At 68.4% G+C, this 22,444-nt stretch carries 17 protein-coding genes; 7 read left to right on the top strand and 10 right to left on the bottom strand.

Annotation, left to right across the window (positions count from 1 at the left end):
• Positions 1 to 2 precede the first annotated feature (2 nt).
• From bioB to AC4GY7_RS14335, 6 genes are all read right to left on the bottom strand, one after another.
• Positions 3 to 998 (bottom strand): biotin synthase BioB, encoded by a 996-nt coding sequence (bioB, locus tag AC4GY7_RS14310; RefSeq protein WP_491115272.1) that lies wholly within the window; start codon positions 996 to 998, stop codon positions 3 to 5.
• Entirely contained in the window at positions 995 to 1,375 is a 381-nt protein-coding gene (locus AC4GY7_RS14315; protein ID WP_491115274.1) for a lysozyme inhibitor LprI family protein, read from the bottom strand. Before AC4GY7_RS14315 ends, bioB begins: the two co-directional genes overlap by 4 nt.
• Positions 1,372 to 3,726 carry a methylmalonyl-CoA mutase gene (scpA, locus tag AC4GY7_RS14320; RefSeq protein ID WP_491115276.1) on the bottom strand — a complete coding sequence of 785 codons (2,355 nt, stop codon included), beginning with the start codon at positions 3,724 to 3,726 and terminating at the stop codon, positions 1,372 to 1,374. The genes AC4GY7_RS14315 and scpA overlap by 4 nt, the downstream gene beginning before the upstream one ends.
• Positions 3,713 to 4,132, bottom strand: coding sequence for a methylmalonyl-CoA epimerase (gene mce / locus AC4GY7_RS14325; protein ID WP_491115278.1), 420 nt, complete (start codon positions 4,130 to 4,132; stop codon positions 3,713 to 3,715). Before mce ends, scpA begins: the two co-directional genes overlap by 14 nt.
• A 108-nt stretch (positions 4,133 to 4,240) precedes the next feature.
• Positions 4,241 to 4,531, bottom strand: a complete 291-nt coding sequence (locus AC4GY7_RS14330; RefSeq protein ID WP_491115280.1) for a GIY-YIG nuclease family protein — start codon at positions 4,529 to 4,531, stop codon at positions 4,241 to 4,243.
• Positions 4,532 to 4,630: 99 nt separating this feature from the next.
• The gene (locus AC4GY7_RS14335) at positions 4,631 to 6,157 is read right to left on the bottom strand and encodes an acyl-CoA carboxylase subunit beta (RefSeq protein WP_491115282.1); all 1,527 of its coding nucleotides are present in this window, start codon (positions 6,155 to 6,157) and stop codon (positions 4,631 to 4,633) included.
• Positions 6,158 to 6,254: 97 nt separating this feature from the next.
• Between AC4GY7_RS14335 and AC4GY7_RS14340 the strand changes: the two genes are divergently transcribed.
• Genes AC4GY7_RS14340 through AC4GY7_RS14350 form a run of 3 tightly spaced genes read left to right on the top strand, consistent with a single transcriptional unit; the run spans position 6,255 to position 9,720 of the window.
• Positions 6,255 to 7,649 (top strand): helix-turn-helix domain-containing protein, encoded by a 1,395-nt coding sequence (locus AC4GY7_RS14340; RefSeq protein ID WP_491115284.1) that lies wholly within the window; start codon positions 6,255 to 6,257, stop codon positions 7,647 to 7,649.
• Positions 7,650 to 7,696: 47 nt separating this feature from the next.
• Positions 7,697 to 8,935, top strand: a complete 1,239-nt coding sequence (locus tag AC4GY7_RS14345) for an NAD(P)/FAD-dependent oxidoreductase (RefSeq protein WP_491115285.1) — start codon at positions 7,697 to 7,699, stop codon at positions 8,933 to 8,935.
• Positions 8,932 to 9,720, top strand: coding sequence for a DUF72 domain-containing protein (locus tag AC4GY7_RS14350; RefSeq protein ID WP_491115287.1), 789 nt, complete (start codon positions 8,932 to 8,934; stop codon positions 9,718 to 9,720). The genes AC4GY7_RS14345 and AC4GY7_RS14350 overlap by 4 nt, the downstream gene beginning before the upstream one ends.
• Positions 9,721 to 10,066: 346 nt before the next feature.
• Here AC4GY7_RS14350 and AC4GY7_RS14355 read toward each other — a convergent pair whose 3' ends face one another.
• The 4 genes from AC4GY7_RS14355 to hemC form a co-directional block, all read right to left on the bottom strand.
• On the bottom strand, positions 10,067 to 10,876 hold the full coding sequence (locus AC4GY7_RS14355) for a formylglycine-generating enzyme family protein (RefSeq protein ID WP_491115289.1): 810 nt from the start codon (positions 10,874 to 10,876) through the stop codon (positions 10,067 to 10,069).
• 333 nt (positions 10,877 to 11,209) lie between these two features.
• Complete coding sequence (locus AC4GY7_RS14360) at positions 11,210 to 12,154, bottom strand: hypothetical protein (RefSeq protein ID WP_491115291.1); 945 nt, start codon at positions 12,152 to 12,154, stop codon at positions 11,210 to 11,212.
• Positions 12,151 to 12,837, bottom strand: coding sequence for a uroporphyrinogen-III synthase (locus AC4GY7_RS14365; protein WP_491115293.1), 687 nt, complete (start codon positions 12,835 to 12,837; stop codon positions 12,151 to 12,153). The genes AC4GY7_RS14360 and AC4GY7_RS14365 overlap by 4 nt, the downstream gene beginning before the upstream one ends.
• Positions 12,834 to 13,775: a hydroxymethylbilane synthase gene (hemC, locus tag AC4GY7_RS14370; protein ID WP_491115296.1), complete on the bottom strand. Its 942-nt coding sequence runs from the start codon at positions 13,773 to 13,775 to the stop codon at positions 12,834 to 12,836. Before hemC ends, AC4GY7_RS14365 begins: the two co-directional genes overlap by 4 nt.
• 70 nt (positions 13,776 to 13,845) lie before the next feature.
• Between hemC and tsaD the strand changes: the two genes are divergently transcribed.
• From tsaD to AC4GY7_RS14390, 4 genes are all read left to right on the top strand, one after another.
• Positions 13,846 to 14,874: a tRNA (adenosine(37)-N6)-threonylcarbamoyltransferase complex transferase subunit TsaD gene (gene tsaD, locus AC4GY7_RS14375; RefSeq protein WP_491115303.1), complete on the top strand. Its 1,029-nt coding sequence runs from the start codon at positions 13,846 to 13,848 to the stop codon at positions 14,872 to 14,874.
• Positions 14,871 to 15,848 carry an NAD(P)H-dependent glycerol-3-phosphate dehydrogenase gene (locus AC4GY7_RS14380; RefSeq protein ID WP_491115305.1) on the top strand — a complete coding sequence of 326 codons (978 nt, stop codon included), beginning with the start codon at positions 14,871 to 14,873 and terminating at the stop codon, positions 15,846 to 15,848. The genes tsaD and AC4GY7_RS14380 overlap by 4 nt, the downstream gene beginning before the upstream one ends.
• Positions 15,849 to 16,006: 158 nt before the next feature.
• Positions 16,007 to 19,105, top strand: a complete 3,099-nt coding sequence (locus AC4GY7_RS14385) for a TonB-dependent receptor domain-containing protein (protein ID WP_491115307.1) — start codon at positions 16,007 to 16,009, stop codon at positions 19,103 to 19,105.
• A gap of 235 nt (positions 19,106 to 19,340) precedes the next feature.
• Entirely contained in the window at positions 19,341 to 22,415 is a 3,075-nt protein-coding gene (locus AC4GY7_RS14390; protein ID WP_491115309.1) for a TonB-dependent receptor domain-containing protein, read from the top strand.
• The last annotated feature ends 29 nt before the right edge of the window (positions 22,416 to 22,444 follow it).

Consider the following 22,444-nt stretch of genomic DNA (forward strand, 5'->3'; position numbering starts at 1 on the left):
CCTTATTCCGCCGCCTCGGCCATGCGGCATTCCGCCGCCATCGGCGTCACGCCCAGCTTAGCAAACAGCGCGGCGTCCTTGTCGTCGCCGGCGTTGCCGGCGGTGAGCAACTTGTCGCCGGTGAAGATCGAATTGGCGCCGGCCATGAAGCACAGCGCCTGCGTCGAATCCGACATGCTCTCGCGGCCCGCCGACAGGCGGACCATGCTGTCGGGCATGGTGATGCGGGCGACCGCCACCGTCCGTACGAACTCGATCTCGTCGATCTTCGCCAGCGGCGTGTCGGCCAACATGTCGCCGAGCACCGTGCCCTTCACCGGCACCAGCGCGTTGACCGGCACGCTGCCGGGGTGCTCCGGCAAGGTCGCCAGCGCATGGACGAAGCCGACGCGGTCCTCGCGCGTCTCGCCCATGCCGACGATGCCGCCGCAGCACACGTTGATCCCGGCGCCGCGCACCGCGTCCAGCGTGTCGAGCCGCTGCTGGAAGCTGCGGGTGGTGATGACGTCGCCATAGCGTTCGGGCGAGGTATCGATGTTGTGGTTGTAGTAATCGAGGCCGGCGTCGGCGAGCTGTCGGGCCTGGTGCGGTTCCAGCATGCCGAGCGTCATGCAGGTTTCGAGCCCCATGCCGCGCACGCCCTCGACCATGGCGACGATCGCGCCCATGTCGCGGTCCTTGGGATTGCGCCATGCCGCTCCCATGCAGAAGCGGGTCGAGCCGGCGTCCTTGGCCTGCGCCGCCGCCTGCAGCACCGCGCGGACGTCCATCAGCTTGGTCGCCTTGACGCCGCTTTCGGCGCTGACCGACTGCGAGCAATAGCCGCAATCCTCCGGACAGCCGCCGGTCTTGATCGAGAGCAGCGTCGACAGCTGCACCTGTCCCGGCGCGTGGTGCGCGCGGTGCACGCCCTGCGCCTGCCACATCAGTTCGTCGAACGGCAGGTCGAACAGCGCGGCGATCTCCTCGCGCGTCCAGTCGTTGCGTACCGCGCTCATCGTCCCCGCTGCCACATCAAATCCTTCAACTGTGCCGTCCGTTCGCGCGTCAGCCGCGCGAGGCATTGGCGCTGTACCATCGGCTGCATCGATCCGCCCGCATATTCCCCGCCCTCGATCACGCATTGCGCGTCGCGAAAGGCGAGCCAGGCGCGCTGGCTGGCGAGCGTCGCGGCGGCATAGCCGAAGCCGCCGCCACGGCTGGTATCGGCGGCATCGCGGCGCTTCATCGCGGCATAGGTGCGCTGCCACTGCGTGGTCATCGTCGCGTCGGCCGCCTTCCACGCCGCGCCGGCCTGCTGGTTGAGCGCGGTCTGCGTCTGGGCGGCGGCGGGCGCGGCGCACGCCAGGGCTGCGATCAGGACGTAACGGATCATGCGGCATCCTCCTCAGGGGGCATGTTGTGGCCGAGCAGGCGGAGCACGTCCTCCGCCGCCTTCACCAGATTGGTGCCGGGGCCGAAGATCGCCTGCACGCCCGCATCGCGCAGCGCCTGGTAATCCTGCGCGGGGATGACGCCGCCGGCGATCACCTTGATGTCGGCACGGCCGGCATCGCGCAGGTGGCCGATCAGTTCGGGGATCAGCGTCTTGTGACCGGCGGCGAGGCTGGAGGCGCCGACCACGTCGACATCGCTTTCCAGCGCCAGCACGGCGGCCTCCTTCGGCGTCTGGAACAGCGGGCCGGGCACCACGTCGAAGCCGAGATCGCCGAACATCGAGCTGACGAGGTTGGCGCCGCGATCATGGCCGTCCTGCCCCATCTTGGCGACCAGCATGCGCGGTTTGCGACCCAGCCGCCGCTCGGTCGCGGCGACGCCGGAAAGGAGGCGGGTCCAGCGGGCATCGTCGGTATAGGCGCCGCCGTAGATGCCCTTGACCGGCGTCGGCTGCGTGCCGAAGCGGCCAAAGACGTCCTCCATCGCCGACGAGATCTCGCCGAGCGTCGCGCGGGCGCGGGCGGCGTCCACGGCGAGGGCGAGCAGGTTCGTCTCGCGTCCTCCCCGAGCTTGCTCGGGGAGGGGGACCGCGCCCGCAGGGCGGGGTGGAGGGGCGGCGGCGTCAGCCGCCGGCTGCGCCGGCGCCCCTCCACCAGCCTGCGGCTGGTCCCCCTCCCCAAGCGATGCTTGGGGAGGATTGGTGCCGGCACGCGCGCCTTCGCGCAGTGCGTCGAGCGCGCGCTGGCATGCCGCCTCGTCGCGGGTGGCCTTGACCCGCTCGATCCGGCGGATCTGCGCCTCGCGGACGGCGATGTTGTCGACGTCGAGGATGTCGATCGGGTCCTCATCCGCCTTGCGGTATCTGTTCACCCCGACGATCACGTCCTCGCCGCGGTCGACGCGCGCGGCCCTGGCGGCGGAGGCTTCCTCGATCATCGCCTTGGGCCAGCCGGCGGCGACCGCCTTGGCCATGCCGCCTTCCGCCTGGACCCGCTCGATGATCTCCCAGGCGCCATCGACCAGGCTCTGCGTCAGGCTCTCGACATAATAGCTGCCGCCGAGCGGATCGACGACCTTGGTCATCCCCGTTTCTTCCTGCAGCACGATCTGCGTGTTGCGCGCGATGCGGGCGGAGAAATCGGTCGGCAGCGCGATCGCCTCGTCGAGCGCGTTGGTGTGCAGCGACTGCGTGCCGCCGAGCATCGCCGCCATCGCCTCGATCGTCGTGCGCATGACGTTGTTGTAGGGGTCCTGCTCGGTGAGGCTGACGCCCGAGGTCTGGCAGTGGGTGCGCAGCATCTTGCTGCGTTCGTCCCTGGCGCCCAGCTGCGTCATCGCGCGGTGCCACAGCACGCGGGCGGCGCGCAGCTTGGCGACCTCCATGAAGAAGTTCATGCCGATCGCGAAGAAGAACGACAGGCGGCCGGCGAACTTGTCGATGTCGAGCCCCGATGCAACGCCGTATTTCACATATTCCATGCCGTCGGCGATGGTGAAGGCGAGCTCGTGGAGCTGCGTCGCCCCCGCCTCCTGCATGTGATAGCCGCTGATCGAGATGCTGTTGAACTTGGGCATCTCGCGGCTGGTATAGCCGAAGATGTCGCTGATGATCCGCATGCTCGGTTCGGGCGGGTAGATATAGGTGTTGCGGACCATGAACTCCTTCAGGATGTCGTTCTGGATGGTCCCGTCGAGCAGCTTGCGGTCGACGCCCTGTTCCTCGCCCGCGACGATGAAGAAGGCGAGGATCGGGATCACCGCGCCGTTCATCGTCATGCTGACGCTCATCTGGTCGAGCGGGATGCCGTCGAACAGGATCTTCATGTCCTCGACGCTGTCGATCGCGACGCCCGCCTTGCCGACGTCGCCGGTGACGCGCGGATGGTCGCTGTCATAGCCGCGGTGCGTGGCGAGATCGAAGGCGACGGAAAGGCCCTTCTGTCCGGCGGCGAGGTTGCGGCGGTAGAAGGCGTTCGATTCCTCGGCGGTCGAGAAACCGGCGTATTGGCGGATCGTCCACGGCCGGCCGGCATACATCGACGCGCGCACGCCGCGGGTGAACGGCGCGAAGCCGGGCAGGCCGGGATCCTCCCGCACATCCTCCGCGGTGTAGAGCGGCTTGACTGCGATACCCTCGGGCGTGTGCCAGGTGAGGTCCTTGCCCTTCACTTCCCTGGCGGCGGCGGCCTGCCAGTCGGCAAGTGTGGGCTGCGGCGTCGGCTCGGGGGTAGCATGCGCCTTGGGTGCCGCGCCGCTGTCCTCGCCGGTGTTGGTCTCAATGATCGCCATCAGGCGTCTCCATCAGTTCGACCAGAACGCCGCCCATGTCTTTGGGGTGCACGAACACGATCGGCGTGCCGTGCGCGCCGATGCGGGGCTCGCCGAGCACGGTCGCGCCCTTGGCCTTCAGGTCGGCGACCGCGACGTGGATGTCGGCCACCTCGAAACAGACGTGATGCTGGCCGCCGGCCGGGTTCTTCCTGAGGAAGCCGGCGATGGGGGAGGCATCGTCATAGGGCTCGATCAGTTCGATCTGCGTGTTGGGCGTGTCGATGAAGCACACCTTCACGCCCTGCGCCGGCAGGTCGAACGGCTCGCCGATCGCGGTGGCGCCGAGCAGCGTGCGGTAGGTCTCGATCGCGCGCGCGATCGACGGCGTCGCGACACCGACATGGTTGAGGCGGCCGAGGGTCATGCGGGCTCTTCTTCCTTCGTCATTGCGAGCGTAGCGCGGCAATCCAGGGCGTCCTGGTCCGGCTCTGGATTGCTTCGCTCCGCTCGCAATAACGGAAAACACTTGGGGTCAGCCATGGGCGATCTGCTCGTAAAGGTCGTGCCAGCCGGGGTTCATCCCTTCGATCAGTGCCAGCTTCTTCGTGCGCGATCCGGCCTTGATCTGCTTTTCACGCAGGATCGCTCCTTCCATCGTGTCGGCGACTTCGAACCAGACCAGCAGCTTGCAACCATAGCGCTTGGTAAAGCCGTCCACGACGCTCTCGCGATGCTGCCATGCGCGTTGCGGCAGGTTGGATGTGACACCGACGTAGATCGTGCCGTTCCTTTTGCTCGCCATCATGTAGATCGCCGGCCGCATCAGCACCCGCCTCTGTTCGTCATTGCGAGCGCAGCGAAGCAATCCAGACTTCCACGCCAGGCCGCTCTGGATTGCTTCGCTACGCTTGCAATGACGGGGTCAGAGTGGAATGTTGTCATGCTTCTTCCACGGGTTCTCCAGGGCTTTGCCCTTGAGCTTCCGCAACCCCAGCGCGATCCGCCGCCGCGTCGAATGCGGCTGGATCACCTCGTCGATGAAGCCCTTGCTCGCCGCGACGAAGGGGTTGGCGAAGCGCGCTTCGTATTCGGCGGTGCGTTCGGCGATTTCTTGCGGAGTGCGCCCGCGGAAGATGATCTCCACCGCACCCTTGGCGCCCATCACCGCGATCTCCGCGGTCGGCCAGGCGTAGTTGAGGTCGCCGCGTAGGTGCTTGGACGCCATCACGTCATAGGCGCCGCCATAGGCCTTGCGGGTGATGACGGTGATCTTGGGCACGGTCGCCTCGCCATAGGCGAACAGCAGTTTGGCGCCGTGCTTGATGATGCCGTTATGCTCCTGCGCGGTGCCGGGCAGGAAGCCGGGGACGTCGACGAAGGTCACGATCGGGATCTCGAACGCGTCGCAGAAGCGGACGAAGCGCGCCGCCTTCTTCGAGCTGTTGATGTCGAGCACGCCGGCCAACACCATCGGCTGGTTGGCGACGAAGCCGACCGTCCGCCCCTCGATCCGGCCGAAGCCGGTGATGATGTTGGCGGCGTGGCCGGGCTGCGTTTCGAAGAAGTCGCCCTCGTCCACCACCTTCCGGATCAGCTCGTGCATGTCGTAGGGCTGGTTGGCGCTGGCCGGCACCAGCGTGTCGAGGCTGGGCTCCAGCCGGTCCCAGGCATCGGCGGTCGGCCGTTCCGGCACGGGCTCGCGGTTGGAGGCGGGCAGGAAGTCGATGAAGTCGCGCGCGGCGAGCAGCGCCTCGATATCGTTCTCGAAGGCATTGTCGGCGACGCTGGTCTTGGTGGTGTGCGTAACGGCACCGCCCAGGGCCTCCTGCGTCACCACCTCGTTGGTCACCGTCTTCACCACGTCGGGGCCGGTGACGAACATGTAGCTCGAATCCTTCACCATGAAGATGAAGTCGGTCATCGCCGGCGAATAGACCGCGCCGCCCGCGCAGGGGCCCATGATGAGCGACAGCTGCGGCACCACGCCCGATGCCAGCACGTTGCGCTGGAACACCTCGGCATAGCCGCCGAGCGATGCCACGCCCTCCTGGATGCGGGCGCCGCCCGAATCGTTGAGGCCGATCACCGGTGCGCCGACCTTCAGCGCCATGTCCATCACCTTGCAGATCTTCTGCGCGTGGCGTTCGGACAAGGATCCGCCGAAGACGGTGAAATCCTGGCTGAAGACATAGACCAGCCGGCCGTTGATCGTTCCCGATCCGGTGACCACGCCGTCGCCGGGGATCACCTGCTCCGCCATGCCGAAGTCGACGCAATTGTGCTCGACGTACATGTCGACCTCTTCAAACGATCCTTCGTCGAGCAGGACGTCGAGGCGCTCGCGCGCGGTCAGCTTGCCCTTGGCGTGCTGCGCGGCGACGCGCTTCGCGCCGCCTCCGGCTCTAGCGGCGGCACGGCGGCGTTCGAGTTCGGTCAATGTGGCGGTCATGGCAACTCCTGATGCCTTTTCGAACCTTGTAACGGTTCAGCGCAATTGTGGTTTTGCGAAATTGCGATCGATGGGTTTGCAAACTACGGTTGTGGGCATGGCCGAACCGACCCGCCTCCGCATCTTCGCCGGCGACCGCGTGCGGGGGCTGCGCGCGCGCCTGTCGCTGAGCCAGGGCGCGCTCGCACGGCGCCTCGGCATCTCGACCAGCTATCTGTCGCAGATCGAAAGCGGCGACCGGCCGCTCACCGGCGGCGTGCTGGCGGCGCTCGCCCGCGCCTTTCCGCTCGACTGGGTCGACGTCGCGCCCGAGGAGGACAGTGCGCTGCTGGTCGCCGCGCTCGACGCGGGCGCCGATCCGTCGGTGCCGGCGGCGCTGCTCGGCGAGGACGCTGCGCGCCGCGGCGCCAAGCAGCAGCCGCTGCTCGCGCGGCGGATGGTCGCGCTTCATGCGGCGTTGCGGCGTTCGCAGGAGCAGCTGCGCGTGCTCGACGACCGCGTCGATGCGCGGGGCGACCAGCCCAATTTGCTGCCCTGGGAAGAGGTGCGCGACTGGTTCCAGGGCAGCGGCAATTACATCGACGCGCTCGATCGCTTCGCCGAGGATCTGGGGGAAGACCTGCCGGCGCTGGAGGAGCGGCTGGCGGCGGCGCATGGCGTGCGCGTCGTCGATCGCGGCGATGCGGCCCCGCTGCGCGCCTTCGATGCCGACACGGGCGTGCTGACCGTGGATGCCGCGCAGCCGATCGAGACGCGCCGCTTCCAGCTCGCGCACCAGCTGATCCGGCTGGAGGCGGCGGCGCTGATCGAGGGGATCGTCGCGGGCGCGCCGCTGCGCTCCGATGCGGCGCGCGAGTTGCTGCGCGTCGGCCTCGCCAATTACGGCGCCGGCGCGCTGTTGATGCCCTATGCGCGCTTCCGGGCGGCGGCGCGGGCGCGGCGGCATGACGTGGACGCGTTGCGCCAGCAGTTCGGGGTCAGCTTCGAACAGGTCTGCCACCGCCTGTCGACGCTGCAACGGCCGGGCCTCGCCGGTGTCCCCTTCTTCTTCTGTCGCATCGACATGGCGGGCAACATCACCAAGCGCCATTCGGCGACGCGGCTGCAATTCGCGCAATATGGCGGCGCCTGCCCCTTGTGGGTGGCGCATGAGGCGGTGGCGATCTCCGACCGCATCCTCGTCCAGGTCGCCGAAATGCCCGACGGCTCACGCTACGTGTCGATGGCCAAGGGGCTGGTGAAGGCGACCGCCAGCTACCGCCGCGCCGCGCGCCGCTATGCCGTGGTGCTCGGCTGCGAGGTCGAGCATGCGGCAAGCTTCGTCTATGGCGACGGCCTCGACCTCGCCGGCGCGGACGCGGCGACGCCGATCGGCCCGTCCTGCCGCATCTGCCCCCGCCGCGACTGCGACCAGCGCGCCTTTCCGCCCGCGGGCCGCGACCTGCTGGTCGATCCGGACCGGCGCGGGGTGGTGCCGTACCGGTTCGAGTGAGCGCACGGGCTTGCCGTGCGGTGCCGACCGAAGGCACAGGGGCGGGCATGACTGACATCGTCCACTACGACGTTCTCATCGTCGGCGCCGGCCACGGCGGCGCGCAGGCGGCGATCGCGCTGCGCCAGGCGAAGTTCGCCGGCAGCATCGCGATCCTCGGCGACGAGCCGGAGCTACCCTACGAACGCCCGCCGCTGTCCAAGGATTACCTGTCGGGCGACAAGCCGTTCGAGCGGCTGCTGATCCGCCCGCCCGCCTTCTGGGAGGAGCGGCAGGTGGCGATGCTGCTCGGCCGCCGCGTGGTGCGCGTCGATCCGGAGGGGCATCGGGTCGTCACGGAGGATGGCACGGCGTTCGGATACGGGCAGCTGATCTGGGCGACCGGCGGCGCGCCCCGCCGCCTCAGCTGTTCGGGCCACGACCTTGCCGGCGTGCACGCGGTGCGGACCCGCGCCGATGTCGACCGGCTGGTCGCCGAACTGCCCGGGACGGCGCGCGTCGCGGTGATCGGCGGCGGCTATATCGGGCTGGAGGCGGCGGCGGTGCTGGCCAAGGCAGACAAGCAGGTGACGGTGCTGGAGGCGCTGCCCCGCGTGCTCGCCCGCGTCGCCGGCGAGCCGCTGTCGCGCTTCTACGAGGCCGAACACCGTGCGCACGGGGTCGACGTGCGGTTGGGCGTGCAGGTCGCCTGTATCGCGGAAGCCGACGGGCAGGCGTGCGGCGTCACGCTGGCCGATGGCGAGACGGTGGCGGCCGACATGGTGATCGTCGGCATCGGCATCGAACCCGCCGTCGCACCGCTGCTCGCCGCCGGTGCAGCGGGCGACGGCGGCGGCGTCGACGTCGATGCGCAATGCCGCACCAGCCTTGCCGACGTGTTCGCAATCGGCGACTGCGCCCGCCATGCCAATGCCTTCGCCGACGGCGCGCGGCTGCGGCTCGAATCGGTGCAGAACGCCAACGACCAGGCGACCGTCGCAGCCAAGGCGATCGCCGGCATGCCGGTCGATTACCATGCCGTGCCCTGGTTCTGGTCGAACCAGTACGACCTTCGCCTGCAGACGGTCGGCCTGTCGATCGGCCATGATGCGGTGGTGGTGCGCGGCGACATCGGGATGCGCAGCTTCTCCCTCGTCTACCTGCGCGCCGGCCGGGTGATCGCGCTCGACTGCGTCAACGCCACCAAGGATTACGTCCAGGGCCGGGCGCTGGTGCTGGCGGGCGCCGCACCCGACCTGGCGCGCCTCGCCGATGCAGGCCTGCCCCTGAAGGAGATGGTGGCATGACGATTCGCATCGGTATCGGCGGCTGGACCTACGAGCCGTGGCGCGGCACCTTCTACCCCGCCAAATGGCCGCAGAAGCGCGAGCTCGACTATGCCGCGAGCGCGCTGACCGCGATCGAGATCAACGGCACCTATTATTCCAGCTTCAAGCCGCAAAGCTTCGCCAACTGGGCGGCGCAGGTGCCGGACGGCTTCGTCTTCACCCTCAAGGCATCGCGCTATTGCACCAACCGCAAGGTGCTGGCCGAGGCGGGGGACTCGATCCAGCGCTTCGTCAGGCAGGGGATCGTCGAGCTGGGCGACCGGCTGGGGCCGATCCTGTGGCAGTTCATGGCGACCAAGCGCTTCGATCCCGACGACATGGCGGCGTTCCTGGCGCTGCTGCCCGCCTCCCACGCCGGCGTGCCGCTGCGCCATGCGGTGCAGGTGCGCCACGACAGCTTCGCCGATCCCGCCTTCGTCGCGATGGCGCGGGCAGCGAACGTCGCGATCGTCCATGCCGATTCAGCGGACTATCCGGCGATCGCCGACGTGACCGCCGACTTCGTCTACGCCCGGCTGGAGGCGGCGCAGGAGGAGGAGCCGGCGGGCTATAGCGACGCGGCGCTCGACCATTGGGCGCGGGCGGCGCGCGACTGGCAGGCGGGCGGGCGGCCGGACGGGCTGCCCTATGTCACCCCGGACGCACCGGCCAGGGCGCAGCGCGATACCTTCGTGTTCTTCATCAACGGAGCGAAGATCAGAGCCCCTCATGGGGCGATGGCCCTGATCCAACGGGTTAGATAGAGGTGTGGTTCGGCAGGTTTCGCCCCGATTGCGGACAGCGACCGAGCGGGGCAGACTGCGCGAATGGGCAAGCGATCTGGTGTTCCGCATACAGATGATGCACTCGACAAGCTGACTGGCGACGATTTGCGCGCCGAGCTTGATCGCTCGCGCTCGCGCCTCACCATCGCCCCCTCTGCGAAAGTAGCGAAGCAATGGCATAAGCGCATCCACTGGCTTGAAGCCGCAATCGAGCGTCGGACCTAAGCAGCCCTACCACAATCGCCCAAATCTTGACGTTGTACGTCCTAATCGCCTTTCTAGAAGCGGCCGCTCATTCAGCCTGTGCGCGACGATCACCGCCAAATCAGTGTGGTTTTGAGCGAATCGGTGCATGGAACAGGGAAGCGGCAAGCCTAAATCCGACCGTCCTCATCGGGATGCCACATATAGAGTGCCCGACAGCGCGAAAATCACGGGGAATCTCCCTGCCGCTCTCGCGCTCGACGTCATACCCGCCGAACCCTGTGATCAGCAGAACATTCGGCTGCTCTTTTCCGCACCGTTCGAGCTCTCGCCCTATCAAGGGGTGAAGGTCGGATACTAGTTCATCGGCGTTGCCCTCAAGGTCGAAGATGCCCTCCGTTGTAGCAGTTCCGTTGCCGACAACTTGAACGCTGGCTTGGCGAACAGCCACGCGTGGATCCGATCTCACCGCGGGCACCGCTCCTGCCCTTTGCGTCGATGACCAAAGGCGCGGCTGTGCATTCCGAGCTGCGTATTGCCACTCGCGCAGAGTAGGTAGGCGATAAGTCGAGCTAGTGCTGCGATTAAGCCACGCGATGTAGCATCTCACGTGACTCGCGCCAATTCCCGTAACGGGGTAATTGTCCCGAATACGTGAATCAGCGGGATTTAAAATATCTCGACTTTGAACAAAGACAGCTTCTGGCATGGGGCAGCGCGCTTGGTCGACGGACTGGAGGTACTGTCTCCACGTCACTTCATGAGTCGACATTTGGAAGCCGGCAGGATTAGCAGTGTCGCCACGAAAGGTCACCATTTGCGGACGGATTGGTTTGCGATCGTCTGCGGGCATGACCTTTGCGTAGACACACGGTGATAACATCATAGCGATGATGCAGCAGGCTGTGACGCTGAGGTGTGAATTGCTCATGACCGGTCGATTATCTCTTCCTGGTTAAAGCCGGATTGACCCGTGATCCTATAGGCCCAGTTACAAACCGAGACCTTTTAAAAGGCAGCGTCGCGCGATGTCGGCTATCGTGACCTAGCTCGGCGAAAGCCGCCGTTCCGCCCCCCCACCTTCGGACGCTGGCGGCACATCGTACCGACATTGGCCGCGCCTGTGCTGCTGCGTTTAGTGGCATCAACGGCGCCAAGGTCCGCATCGCGCCGATTGAGCGGGTGCGGGAGGCTGCGGCACGACGCCGCCTGCGGCAGGTTCCAGCAGGCTCAGGGCGAACGGCCAGGGCGGACCGCCGCCGGCTCACATTCCGACGGCGGTGGTCTCTTCCTCGTTGGTCATCGCGTTCGGCATCGCCGGCAGTTCCGCCGCGGGGGCAGGGGCGCTGGCGGCGACGGTCGGCTTGGCGGCCTGGCCCATGATCGCGGCATTTTCGATCACGTCGAGCGCGCGGCGGGCGAGGATGTAGCGCTCTGCCGCCTGCATCCAGTTGCCGGCGTTGCGGGCGCCCGGCAGGCGCGCGACCTCCGCCCGCGCCGCTTCCACCTGGCCGTCTTCCAGCGCCTGTCGGGCGCGCGACAGCCGGTCGGACGGGCGCAGCGACGGCGTGCCGGCCTTGCGCAGCACGACCAGCCCCGCAAGCTCGCGCCGCAGGCTCGTCGCCCAATCGTCGCTGCTGACCGTGGCGATATCGGGCGCGATCGCATCGAGGCCCTGGCGCAGCGCCTCCAGCGTCACGTGCTGATGCGCGGCGTCGATGACATAGGCGACGGCGCGCGGCTGGACCGCGCCGAAGCGGTGGCGCAGCTGCTCCTCCAGATAACCGAGGTCGACACCGCGATCGAGCGCGCGCCGTGCGGCGAAGGCGATCAGCATGCCCTCCGCCCGCCCGGCCTGCGTCGCGGCGGCGGCGGCATCGGTGCTGACCGCCGCGGTGCGCGCCTCCAAGGCGGTGAGCTGCCCGGCGAGCGTCGCCTCGCGCGAGGCGAGCGCATTGGGATCCAGTGCGGGGTTGCTCGCCTGGCCCTGCGCGTTCAGCGGCTGCGCGGGATTGAAGCCGGTCGGCTCGGGCTGCGCCGTCTTGGCCTGCTGCTGGCCGGTCAGCCACGGCATGCGCTTGACCATGTAGCCGGTGAGCGCCGCGCCGGCGATGAAGGCCAGTGCGATGATCGCCAGGAACACGCCGGTGCGGGGGCCGCGTGGACGCGTCGCCTCACGCTCCCGGTCGATCGGCTGATAGTCGGTCATGCCGTCTTATCCCCGGCCCCCGCCGCACGGTCAATCGCCCGTTCGAGCGCGAGGGCGCAAAGCGCGGCATCGGTCGGCAGTGGCGCCGCGAGGGCGATGTCCCAGCCGGAGCCCGCCGCGGCCAGCACTGCCGGACTGAGCGCCGTGATCCCCGTGCCGCTGCGTTTCGCCACGAGCGCCGCCACCCGCCGCGCGGCCCGCACCGAATGGAGCAGCACGATGCCGCCCGCCGCCGCCGCGGCGAACGCCGGCGCATCAGCGGGCAGGTCGGCACTCGCATAGACGATCACCGTCGGCTGGCCGCTGTCGACATGCTCGCGCCCCGCCAGATGCAGCGGCCGGAGGAACCCTGCCGCCTGCGCCGCCGCCAGCGCCTGCGCGACGCCGCCGTCGCCGGTCGCCGCCACCGCCAGCCCGGCGGTGCGCGCCACCGCGGCGCTCTCCGCACCGACCGCGATCACCGGCAAGGCGGCGAGGCGGGCGAGGCCTGCGCCGGCGTGGCGGATGGCGTTGGCGCTGGTGACCAGCAGCGCATCGAAACGGGCCGGGTCGGGCACCTGCCACGCCACCGGTGCGGCGGCGAACAGCGGCCATTGCGTCACCGCCGCCCCGCCCGCCCGCAGCCGCGCGGCGGTGCGCGACAGGCCGGGTTCGGGGCGGACGACGATAAGCGGCCGGCTCACGGCCGGAACAGGCGGCGGATCGTGTCGGGCGCGCTGGCCAGCAGGTCGCGGGCGAGTTCGGCGGCGACCAGCGCGCCATCGGTGCCTTCGCCGCTGCCCTCGACGCAGGCGCTGCCGTCCTCCGCGATCAGTTCGGCGCGCAGGGTCAGCATCTCGCCCGCCAGCGCGGCCAGCGCCGCCACCGGCGAATGGCAATCCGCGCCCAGGGCCGCAAGGAAGGCGCGCTCCGCCATCACGCAGGCGCTGGTGGCAGGGTCGTCGATCGCGCCGAGACACGCGGCGGCGACCTCATCGGCCGTGCGCACCTCGATCCCGACCGCGCCCTGCGCCGGCGCGGGCAGCATCGTGTCGGTCGGAATGGCGCGGCCGACGCCGTCGCGGCCCAGCCGGTCGAGCCCGGCGGCGGCGAGCAAGGTCGCATCCGCCTCGCCCGCCGCCAGCTTGGCGAGCCGCGTGTCGACATTGCCGCGGAAGGTGACGACGTGAAGGTCGGGTCGCGCGCGCAGCAATTGCGCCCGCCGCCGCGGCGAACTGGTGCCGACCACCGCCTGCTGCGGCAGTCCTGCGACCGACTCCGCGCCGATCAGCCGGTCGCGCACGTCGGCACGCGGCAGCATCGCGGCGATGCGGATCGCCGGCGGGCGGATCGTCTCGACGTCCTTCATCGAATGCACCGCGGCATCGATATCCCGCTCCAGCAAGGCGCGGTCGAGTTCCTTGGTCCACAGCGCCTTGCCGCCGATCTCGGCAAGCGGGCGGTCCTGGACCTTGTCGCCGGTGGTGCGGATCACCACCAGCGCCACCTCGTCCGCCTGCCAGCCGTGCGCGGCGCACAACGCCTCGCGCACCATGTTGGCCTGCGTCAGCGCCAGCGGCGATCCCCGCGTACCCAGCCTGAACCTGATCGCCACACCTGCTCCCGCACCACCCTCGGCCATGTCCGATCCCGTGCCATGGCCCAAACGCCGCCCCTTCGACAACCACTTGCGACGCGGGTAGAGGGGGCGGATGGCTCCCCGGATCATCCTCGGCCTCGAATCCTCCTGCGACGAGACCGCCGCCGCCCTCGTGACCAGCGACCGCCAGGTGCTCAGCCACCGCCTCGCCGGGCAGGAGGCGGCGCATGCGCCCTTCGGCGGCGTCGTCCCCGAAATCGCGGCGCGCGCGCATGTCGAGGCGCTGGAGCCGCTGATCGAGGCGGCGCTCGCCGACGCCGGGCTCCGGCTGACCCAAGTCGATGCGATCGCCGCGACCGCCGGCCCCGGCCTGATCGGCGGGGTGATGGTCGGCCTCGTCACCGGCAAGGCGCTCGCCCATGCCGCGGGCAAGCCGCTGGTCGCGATCAACCATCTGGAAGGCCATGCCTTGAGCCCGCGGCTGTCGGACCCGGACCTCGCCTTTCCCTATCTGCTGCTGCTCGTCTCCGGCGGCCATTGCCAGTTGCTGCTGGTCGAGGGGGTCGCGCGCTACCGCCGCCTTGCGACGACGATTGACGATGCCGCGGGCGAGGCGTTCGACAAGACGGCCAAGCTGCTCGGCCTCGGCTTTCCCGGCGGGCCGATGGTGGAAAAGGCGGCGGCGCTCGGTCGCCCGATCGTACCCCTGCCGCGCCCGCTCAAGGGCTCGGCCGAACCGCATTTCTCCTTCGCCGGACTGAAGAGCGCCGTCGCCCGCGCGGTCGGGCAGCATGCGCCCGAAGATATCGCCGCCTCGTTCCAGGCGGCGGTGGTCGACTGCCTGATCGACCGCACGCGGCGGGGGATCGCGGGGATCAAGGCGACCGCGCTGGTCGTCGCCGGCGGCGTCGCCGCCAATGGCGCGGTGCGCGCGGCGTTGCAGGGCCTCGCCGCGGACCACGGATTGCGCTTCGTCGCGCCGCCGCTGTGGCTGTGCACCGACAATGCGGCGATGATCGCCTGGGCGGGGGCGGAACGCTTTGCCGCCGGCCTCACCGATCCGCTCGACACGCCGGCGCGCGCGCGCTGGCCGCTCGATCCGGGTGCGGAGGCGGTACGCGGGGCAGGAGTGAAGGCATGAAGATCGGGGTCATCGGCGGCGGCGCCTGGGGAACGGCGCTCGCACAGGTCGCGGCGCACCGGGGCGAGCCGGTGACGCTGTGGGCGCGCGAGCCAGAGGTGGTGGAGGGGATCAACGCGGCCCACGCGAATCACCTGTTCCTCGCCGGCGTGCCGCTGTCGCCGTCGATCCGCGCGACGGGCGATGTCGCCGACCTCGCCGACGCTGACGCCCTGCTCGTCGTCGCACCGGCGCAGCACGTGCGCAGCGTGCTCGGCCAGATCGCCGTCGGCACCCGTCCGCTGGTGCTGTGCGCCAAGGGGATCGAGGCGGGAACGCGGCTGCTGGTCGGCGAGGTCGCGCGCCAGGTGCACCCCCAGGCGCCGGTCGCCGTCCTGTCCGGCCCGACCTTCGCGCACGAGGTCGCGGCCGGCCTGCCGACCGCGGTGACGCTCGCCGTCGCCGACGCCGCGCTCGGCGCCGCTCTGTCGCAGCGGCTCGCCGCGCCGCACTTCCGCCCCTATGCCAGCAGCGACGTCGTCGGCGCCGAGATCGGCGGCGCGGTCAAGAACGTGCTGGCGATCGCCTGCGGCGTCGTCGACGGCGCGGGCCTCGGCCAGAACGCCCGCGCCGCGCTGATCGCGCGCGGCTTTGCCGAGATGACGCGCTTCGGCCTCGCGCGTGGCGCACGGGCGGAGACGCTGGCCGGCCTGTCGGGCCTCGGCGATCTGGTGCTCACCTGTTCGTCGACGAGCAGCCGCAACTTCTCGCTCGGGCTGGGGCTGGGGCAGGGGCGCTCCGCCGCCGAACTGCTCGCCGATCGCCGCACCGTGGCCGAAGGCGCGTTCACCGCGCCGGTGCTGCGCGAGGCGGCCGCCGAAGCGGGCGTCGACATGCCGATCGTCGATGCGGTCGGGCGGCTGCTGGACGGCGCGCCGGTCGACGCGGTGATCGGCGCGCTGCTCGCCCGGCCATTGCGCAGCGAGGGCGGCTAAAAGGTCAGGTTGGCTGCATAGTGATGCGATTCTGTCACAATCTAGCAAAATGTCCTACATAGGTTTGGTATCGGTATTGACTGACACCAGCAGTTAGGAAAGCTTCGCTGTCCAGAGGGTCAGCGGAAGAGCGCGGCCCCGCTAAAAGGGATACCGCGATGACTTGGAAGAATAATGTGTCGTTGGCCGCGCTGGCGGGCAGCCTCGCGCTGGCCGCGTCGCCGGCGCTGGCGCAGACCGGCAGCCCCACCGCCAATGACAATACCAATGTCGTACAATCGCAGGACGACGTCACGCCCGAGACGCGCGCCGACAGCTCCGCCACCAAGGCCGCGACGATCGCGGGCCAGGCCGCCGACACCACCGGCGACGGCGAGATCGTGGTCACCGGCACACGCATCCAGCGCCCGAACATCGCCGCCGCCGCGCCGATCACCTCGGTCACCGCGGCCGACATCCGTGCCCAGGCGCCGGTCAACGTCGAGGAGGTGCTGAACCGCCTGCCGCAGGTCGCGCCGGACAGCCAGCAGAACTATCAGGATTCGGACGGCCGCCAGCGCATCAAGCTGCGCAGCCTCGGCTTCGAACGCACGCTGGTGCTGGTCGACGGCAAGCGCCTCGGCACCCAGAACGGCCAGGATACCAACATCATCCCGGTGTCGCTGCTGGAGCGCGTCGACGTGCTGACCGGCGGCGCCTCGTCGGTCTATGGCTCCGATGCGGTCGCCGGCGTCGTCAACTTCATCCTCAAGCAGAATTTCACCGGCATCCGCATCGACGCCAACTACAATTTCTACAATCACGTCAACCAGTCGAACATCGTCACCCAGGCGGCGAGCGCATCGGGCTTCAGCCCGCGCCTCGGCCAGGTCAACGACGGCGGCCGCGCCGATATCGCCCTCACCGCGGGCACCTCGCTGTTCGACGGCAAGCTCAACCTGTCGGGCTTCGTCAACTATCGCCATGCCGACCTCGTGCCGTATGACGCGCGCTCGACCTCGGCGTGTCAGCTGACCCAGAGCGTCAAGGACGGTCCGCTCGCCTGTTCGCTCTCCACCTATTCGGTCAGCGGCTTCGTCTCGCCGGGCGCGGGCGCCAATGCCGGCACGCAGTACGTCAACAATCCCAACGGCACGCGCACCTTCGTCCCCTACGGCACCGGCGCGGGCAATGCCGCCAATCCGTATGACGGCTATTCCTACCAGCGGCAGGACAATCGCGTGAACGCCGGCGGCTTCGTCACGCTGAAGCTCGCCGACGAGGCGGAGATCTACGGCTCGGCCCTCTGGTTCCGCGACAAGTCGATCAACCGCGTGCCGACCCGCGTCTTCGCCGCCGCCAATTACGGCTCCGATCCGTTCCTGGTGAACTGCAACAACCCGTTCCTGTCGACGCAGCAGGCGGGCATCCTGTGCGGCGCCGCCGCCGGCACCGCCACCCGCGTGCCGGTCGACATCCGCTACCGGTTCAACGCGCCCTACCTCAACGACACCTATACCAACACCGGCATCCGCGCGACGGGCGGCATCCGCGGCAAGGTGGGCGATGCCTGGACCTACGACATCGGCGGCGTCTTCGCGCGCAACCAGCAGATCTGGGATTCGTCGCGCCTGCCGAGCTTCGACCGGGTCAACAATTCGCTGAACGTCGTCAACGTGAACGGCGTGCCGACCTGCGTCGTCGGCGGCGACTGCGTGCCCTTCGACGCGTTCAGCGCCGGCAACGGCAACCAGGCGCTCATCAACTACCTCTACGGCAATCTCGATCCCGCCCGGCAGAAGACGGTCGGCCTGCTCTACGACATGCAGGCGAACATGACCGGCGACCTCGGCAAGTACGGCATCACCTCGCCGCTGGCGACGGATGGCGTCGCGTTCGCGCTCGGCACCGAATTCCGCAAGGATCGCCAGTTCTCCGAACTGACGCAGGGCTTTATCGAAGACTTCGGCGGTGCGGCGTCCGACCGATCCCAGCACGTCTGGGAATCGAACATCGAGGTGCAGGCACCGCTGATCCAGGATCGCCCGTTCGCGCACCTGTTGCAGGCCAACGGCGGCTATCGCCTGTCGAAGTACAGCAGCAACCCGGACAAGTTCACCACCTGGAAGATCGAGGGGCTGTACGCGCCGGTGCGTGACATCACGTTGCGCGCCTCGTTCAACAAGGCGCAGCGCGCGCCGACGGTGGTCGAGGCCTTCCAGGCGACCAACATCAGCTTCTCGCGCCAGGGCGGCTCGCAGAACGACTTCTGCGCACCGGTGCCGCGCCAGATCGCCGATCCCGCCAATCCGGGCCGCACGATCACCACGACGGCGCCGATCGCCTCGCGCGAGGTGTGCCGGGCGACGGGGCTCAGCGATGCGCTGTACGGCAGCGCGACGCTGCTCTGCCCCAACGACCAGTGCACCGTGCGTTCGGGCGGCTTCACCGCCGATCCGGAAACCGCCTATACCCAGACCTACGGGCTGGTGCTGAAGCCGCGCTTCATCAAGGGGCTGGTCTTCTCGGTCGATCGCTACCGCATCAAGATCAACAACTCGCTCGGCTATAACGACGACAGCTATTACACCGACGGCTGCCTGCGTTCGAACGGCGATCCGTTCTTCTGCTCGGGGATCGTCCGTGCCGCCAACGGCACGCTCTATGCGGCGGCATCGGGCAACCCGACCAGCGGCTTCATCCGCGCCGGTACGACCAACTATTACTTCTCGATCGCCCGCGGCTGGGACTTCCAGGGGACGTACGCCCTCGGCCTCGGCAGCGTCGGCCGGCTGGATTTCGACTTCAACGGCTCGCTGACCACCTTCGCCGGCGGCCAGGATTCGCCGGTCCAGCCGCAGCGCGACTGCACCGGCTATTTCGGCAACGGTTGCAGCCAGCTGCTGCCGAAGTGGAGCCATGGCCTGCGCACCACCTATTCGACCAGCGACAACGTCTTCAACGCATCGTTCAACTGGCGCTATGTCGGCTCGCTGACCAGCGCCAACAATTCGGGCGACGCGGCGATCGGCGGCACGCCGGACCGGGCGCAGACGACCTTCTACCGGATCGATCCGGTCAGCTATTTCGATCTCGCGCTGACCTTCAACATCGCGCGGCAGTTCGCCTTCCGCGTGATCGCGAACAACCTGTTCGACAAGAATCCGCCGATCCTGCCGAATTCGTACAACATCAGCCTGGCGCGCAACAACACGATCCCGCAGCGCTACGACGCCCTCGGCCGCCAGATCGCGATCGGCACGACGATCACCTTCTGACCCGCGTCGACAAAGGGAAAGGGGGCTCGCCGGACACGTCCGGCGAGCCCTTTTTCGTTGGTGACGATGCCGGGTAGCCGCGCCGCCGGCGTTAAGACGGGTGCGGCATTCCAGTCACATTTCTGCAAAAAGTCTCTCAAAGGTTTTGTTTTGGTATTGACCAGATAAGCCTGTTGGGGAAGCGTAGCTGCCATATAGGCGGCGGAAGAGCGCTGCCCGGTTGAGAGGCTTTGCTATGACCTGGAAGAACAACGTGTCCCTTGCTGCCCTTGCCGGTAGCCTGGCACTGGCGGCGGCGCCTGCGACCGCCCAGACGGCACCCGCCCCCGCGACGCCGGCGGCGCAGCCCGCTACCGAGGGCGCCAATCCGGGGCAGTTGCAGGACGACAGCATCGCCACCCGGTCGGCGACGATCGCCGGGCAGACGCCCGACGCCAGCGGCGGCGGCGAGATCGTCGTCACCGGCACGCGCATCACCCGACCCAACATCGCCTCGGCCGCGCCGATCACCTCGGTCACCGCGCAGGATATCCGCGCGCAGGCGCCGGTGAACGTCGAGGACGTGCTGAACCGCCTGCCGCAGATCGCGCCCGACAGCCAGCAGACCTACAACGATTCCGACGGCCGCCAGCGCATCAAGCTGCGCAGCCTGGGCTTCGAGCGGACGCTGGTGCTGATCGACGGCAAGCGCCTGGGTACGCAGAACGGCCAGGACGTCGGCATCATTCCGCCCTCGCTGCTGGAGCGCGTCGACGTGCTGACCGGCGGCGCCTCGTCGGTCTATGGCTCGGACGCGATCGCCGGCGTCGTCAACTTCGTCCTGCGCAAGGATTTCGAGGGGCTGCAACTCGACGCCAATTACAATTTCTACAACCACAACAACAAGGACACGGTGGTATCGCCGCTGGCGCGCGCCGCCGGCTTCGGCAGCCGCAACGGCCTGACCAACGACGGCGGCCGTGCCGATATCACGCTGACCGCGGGCAAGAAGCTGTTCGACGGCGCGCTGCGCATCAACGGCTTCGTCAACTATCGCAAGACGGACGAGGTCGCGCTGACCGCGCGCTCCAACGCCGGCTGCTACCTGACCCAGCTCCAGTTCAACGGCCCGCTGTCGTGCGGCCTGACGCCGAGCAGCTCGACCAGCGGCCTCGTCACGCCGCAGAGCGGCGCCAACAACGGCGCGCAATTCGTCAACAATCCCAACGGCACGCGCACCTTCGTGCCGTTCGCCGCCGGCGCCGGCAACGCCTCCAACTATTTCAGCGGCTATGCCTATCAGCGTCCCTCGGAGCGGGTGAACGCCGGCGGCTTCGTCAGCCTCGACATCGCACCGGAGGCGGAGCTGTACGGTTCGGGCATCTGGTTCCGCGACAAATCGTACAACAACTATCCGACCATCGCGAGCGGCACGGTGCAGGTGAACTGCAACAATCCGTTCCTGTCGGGCAGCCAGGCGACCGCGATCGGCTGCGCCGCCGGAACCGCCAGCGTGCCGGTCAGCCTCGCCTATCGCCTGGGCGAGAATTCGGATCGTCCGGATACCTACCTCAACACCGGCGCACGCTTCACCGCGGGCGTCCGCGGCAAGGTGGGCACGGCGTGGACCTATGACATCGGCGGCGTCTACGCGCGCAACCACCAGGATTACACGCCGAGCTTCATCCAGCCGGGCCGGTTGCAGAATGCGGTCGCGGTCGGCGGGACGCAGGCGGCACCGACCTGCCTCAGCGGCGCGGCGGGCTGCGTGCCCTTCGACGCGTTCAGCGCGGGCAACACCGATCCGGCGCTCATCAACTATCTGTTCGCCACCGGCACGTCGCAGACCACCGGCACCCTGTACGACGTGCAGGCGAACATGACCGGCGACCTCGGCGAATATGGCATCACCTCGCCGTTCGCCGAACAGGGCGTCGCGATCGCGCTGGGTACGGAATATCGCAAGGACACGCTGAAATCGACGGCGGACGCCAGCTATCGCTCGGCCTTGGGCGGCAGCGACATCTATCTCAGCCAGGACGTGTGGGAAGCCAATATCGAGGTGCAGGCGCCGCTGGTCGAACACAAGCCGTTCGTCGAGCTGCTGCAGGCCAACGGCGGCTATCGCGTGTCGAAGTACAGCAGCAATCCCAGCACCTTCAACACTTGGAAGCTGGAGGGCGTGTACGCGCCGGTCCGCGACATCACGCTGCGCGCCTCGTTCAACAAGGCGCAGCGTGCGCCGACGGTGGTCGAGATCCGGCAGGCGACCAACATCGACTTCGCCAGCGGCGGGGCGGGCACGTTCAACGATTTTTGCGCGCCGACCGTCATCACCGGCCCGACCGGCGTCACCTATGGCGCGCCGGTCGCCTCGCGCGAGGTGTGCCGCGCGACCGGCCTCAGCGATGCGCTCTATGGCAGCACCAGCCTGCTGTGCAGCAACGGCACCACGCCCAACGGCAGCGCCGGCTGCACCGTGCGCTCGGGCGGCTTCATCGCCGATCCGGAAACCGCCTATACCCAGACCTACGGGCTGGTGCTGAAGCCGCGCTTCATCAAGGGGCTGGTGTTCTCGGTCGACCGCTACCGGATCAAGATCGACAATTCGCTCGGCTATAACGACTACAGCTATTACACCGACGGCTGTCTGCGTTCGGGCGGGGACCAGTTCTTCTGCCAGGGCATCGTCCGCAATCCGGGCACGGGCACCCTGTTCTCCAACCCGGCATCCAACCCGACCACCGGCTTCATCCGGCAGGGCACCACCAACTACTTCACCTCGATCGCGCGCGGTTACGATTTCCAGGCGCAATATGCCCTCGATCTCGCCGCGGCCGGCAAGCTGGACTTCAACTTCAACGGCTCCCTCACCACCTTCGCCGGTGGCCAGGATTCGCCGGTGCAGCCGGAGCGCAACTGCGCGGGCTATTACGGCAACGGGTGTGGCCAGCTGATCCCGAAGTGGAGCCATGGCCTGCGCACCACCTACACCACCGCGGATCGCATGTTCAGCGCCTCGCTCAACTGGCGCTATGTCGGCTCGCTCACCAACGCCAACAATTCGGGCGATGCGGCGATCGGCGGCACGCCGGACCGGGTGCTGACCAACTATTACCGCGTGTCGCCGCAGAACTATTTCGACCTGGCGCTCAACTTCGCGATCGCCAAGCAGTTCTCGCTGCGCCTGATCGCCAACAACCTGCTCGACAAGTCGGCACCGATCGTGCCCGATTCGTACAACATCAGCCTGGCGCGCAGCAACACCATCCCGCAGCGCTACGATTCGCTCGGCCGCAACATCGCGATCGGCACCACGATCAACTTCTGATCGCGTAGCAATGCACATGAAAAGGCCCG

The sequence above is a fragment of the Sphingomonas sp. SP5 genome, assembly GCF_058313455.1.

Bases quoted from the DNA above. Each gene is read 5' to 3' on its own strand.
- AC4GY7_RS14330 (WP_491115280.1), bottom strand. From the start codon at position 4,531: ATGCGGCCGGCGATCTACATGATGGCGAGCAAAAGGAACGGCACGATC.
- AC4GY7_RS14315 (WP_491115274.1), bottom strand. From the start codon at position 1,375: ATGATCCGTTACGTCCTGATCGCAGCCCTGGCGTGCGCCGCGCCCGCC.
- AC4GY7_RS14340 (WP_491115284.1), top strand. From the start codon at position 6,255: ATGGCCGAACCGACCCGCCTCCGCATCTTCGCCGGCGACCGCGTGCGG.
- bioB (WP_491115272.1), bottom strand. From the start codon at position 998: ATGAGCGCGGTACGCAACGACTGGACGCGCGAGGAGATCGCCGCGCTG.
- mce (WP_491115278.1), bottom strand. From the start codon at position 4,132: ATGACCCTCGGCCGCCTCAACCATGTCGGTGTCGCGACGCCGTCGATC.
- AC4GY7_RS14390 (WP_491115309.1), top strand. From the start codon at position 19,341: ATGACCTGGAAGAACAACGTGTCCCTTGCTGCCCTTGCCGGTAGCCTG.
- AC4GY7_RS14350 (WP_491115287.1), top strand. From the start codon at position 8,932: ATGACGATTCGCATCGGTATCGGCGGCTGGACCTACGAGCCGTGGCGC.
- AC4GY7_RS14360 (WP_491115291.1), bottom strand. From the start codon at position 12,154: ATGACCGACTATCAGCCGATCGACCGGGAGCGTGAGGCGACGCGTCCA.
- AC4GY7_RS14355 (WP_491115289.1), bottom strand. From the start codon at position 10,876: ATGAGCAATTCACACCTCAGCGTCACAGCCTGCTGCATCATCGCTATG.
- AC4GY7_RS14345 (WP_491115285.1), top strand. From the start codon at position 7,697: ATGACTGACATCGTCCACTACGACGTTCTCATCGTCGGCGCCGGCCAC.
- AC4GY7_RS14380 (WP_491115305.1), top strand. From the start codon at position 14,871: ATGAAGATCGGGGTCATCGGCGGCGGCGCCTGGGGAACGGCGCTCGCA.
- AC4GY7_RS14385 (WP_491115307.1), top strand. From the start codon at position 16,007: ATGACTTGGAAGAATAATGTGTCGTTGGCCGCGCTGGCGGGCAGCCTC.
- AC4GY7_RS14335 (WP_491115282.1), bottom strand. From the start codon at position 6,157: ATGACCGCCACATTGACCGAACTCGAACGCCGCCGTGCCGCCGCTAGA.
- scpA (WP_491115276.1), bottom strand. From the start codon at position 3,726: ATGGCGATCATTGAGACCAACACCGGCGAGGACAGCGGCGCGGCACCC.
- hemC (WP_491115296.1), bottom strand. From the start codon at position 13,775: ATGGCCGAGGGTGGTGCGGGAGCAGGTGTGGCGATCAGGTTCAGGCTG.
- tsaD (WP_491115303.1), top strand. From the start codon at position 13,846: ATGGCTCCCCGGATCATCCTCGGCCTCGAATCCTCCTGCGACGAGACC.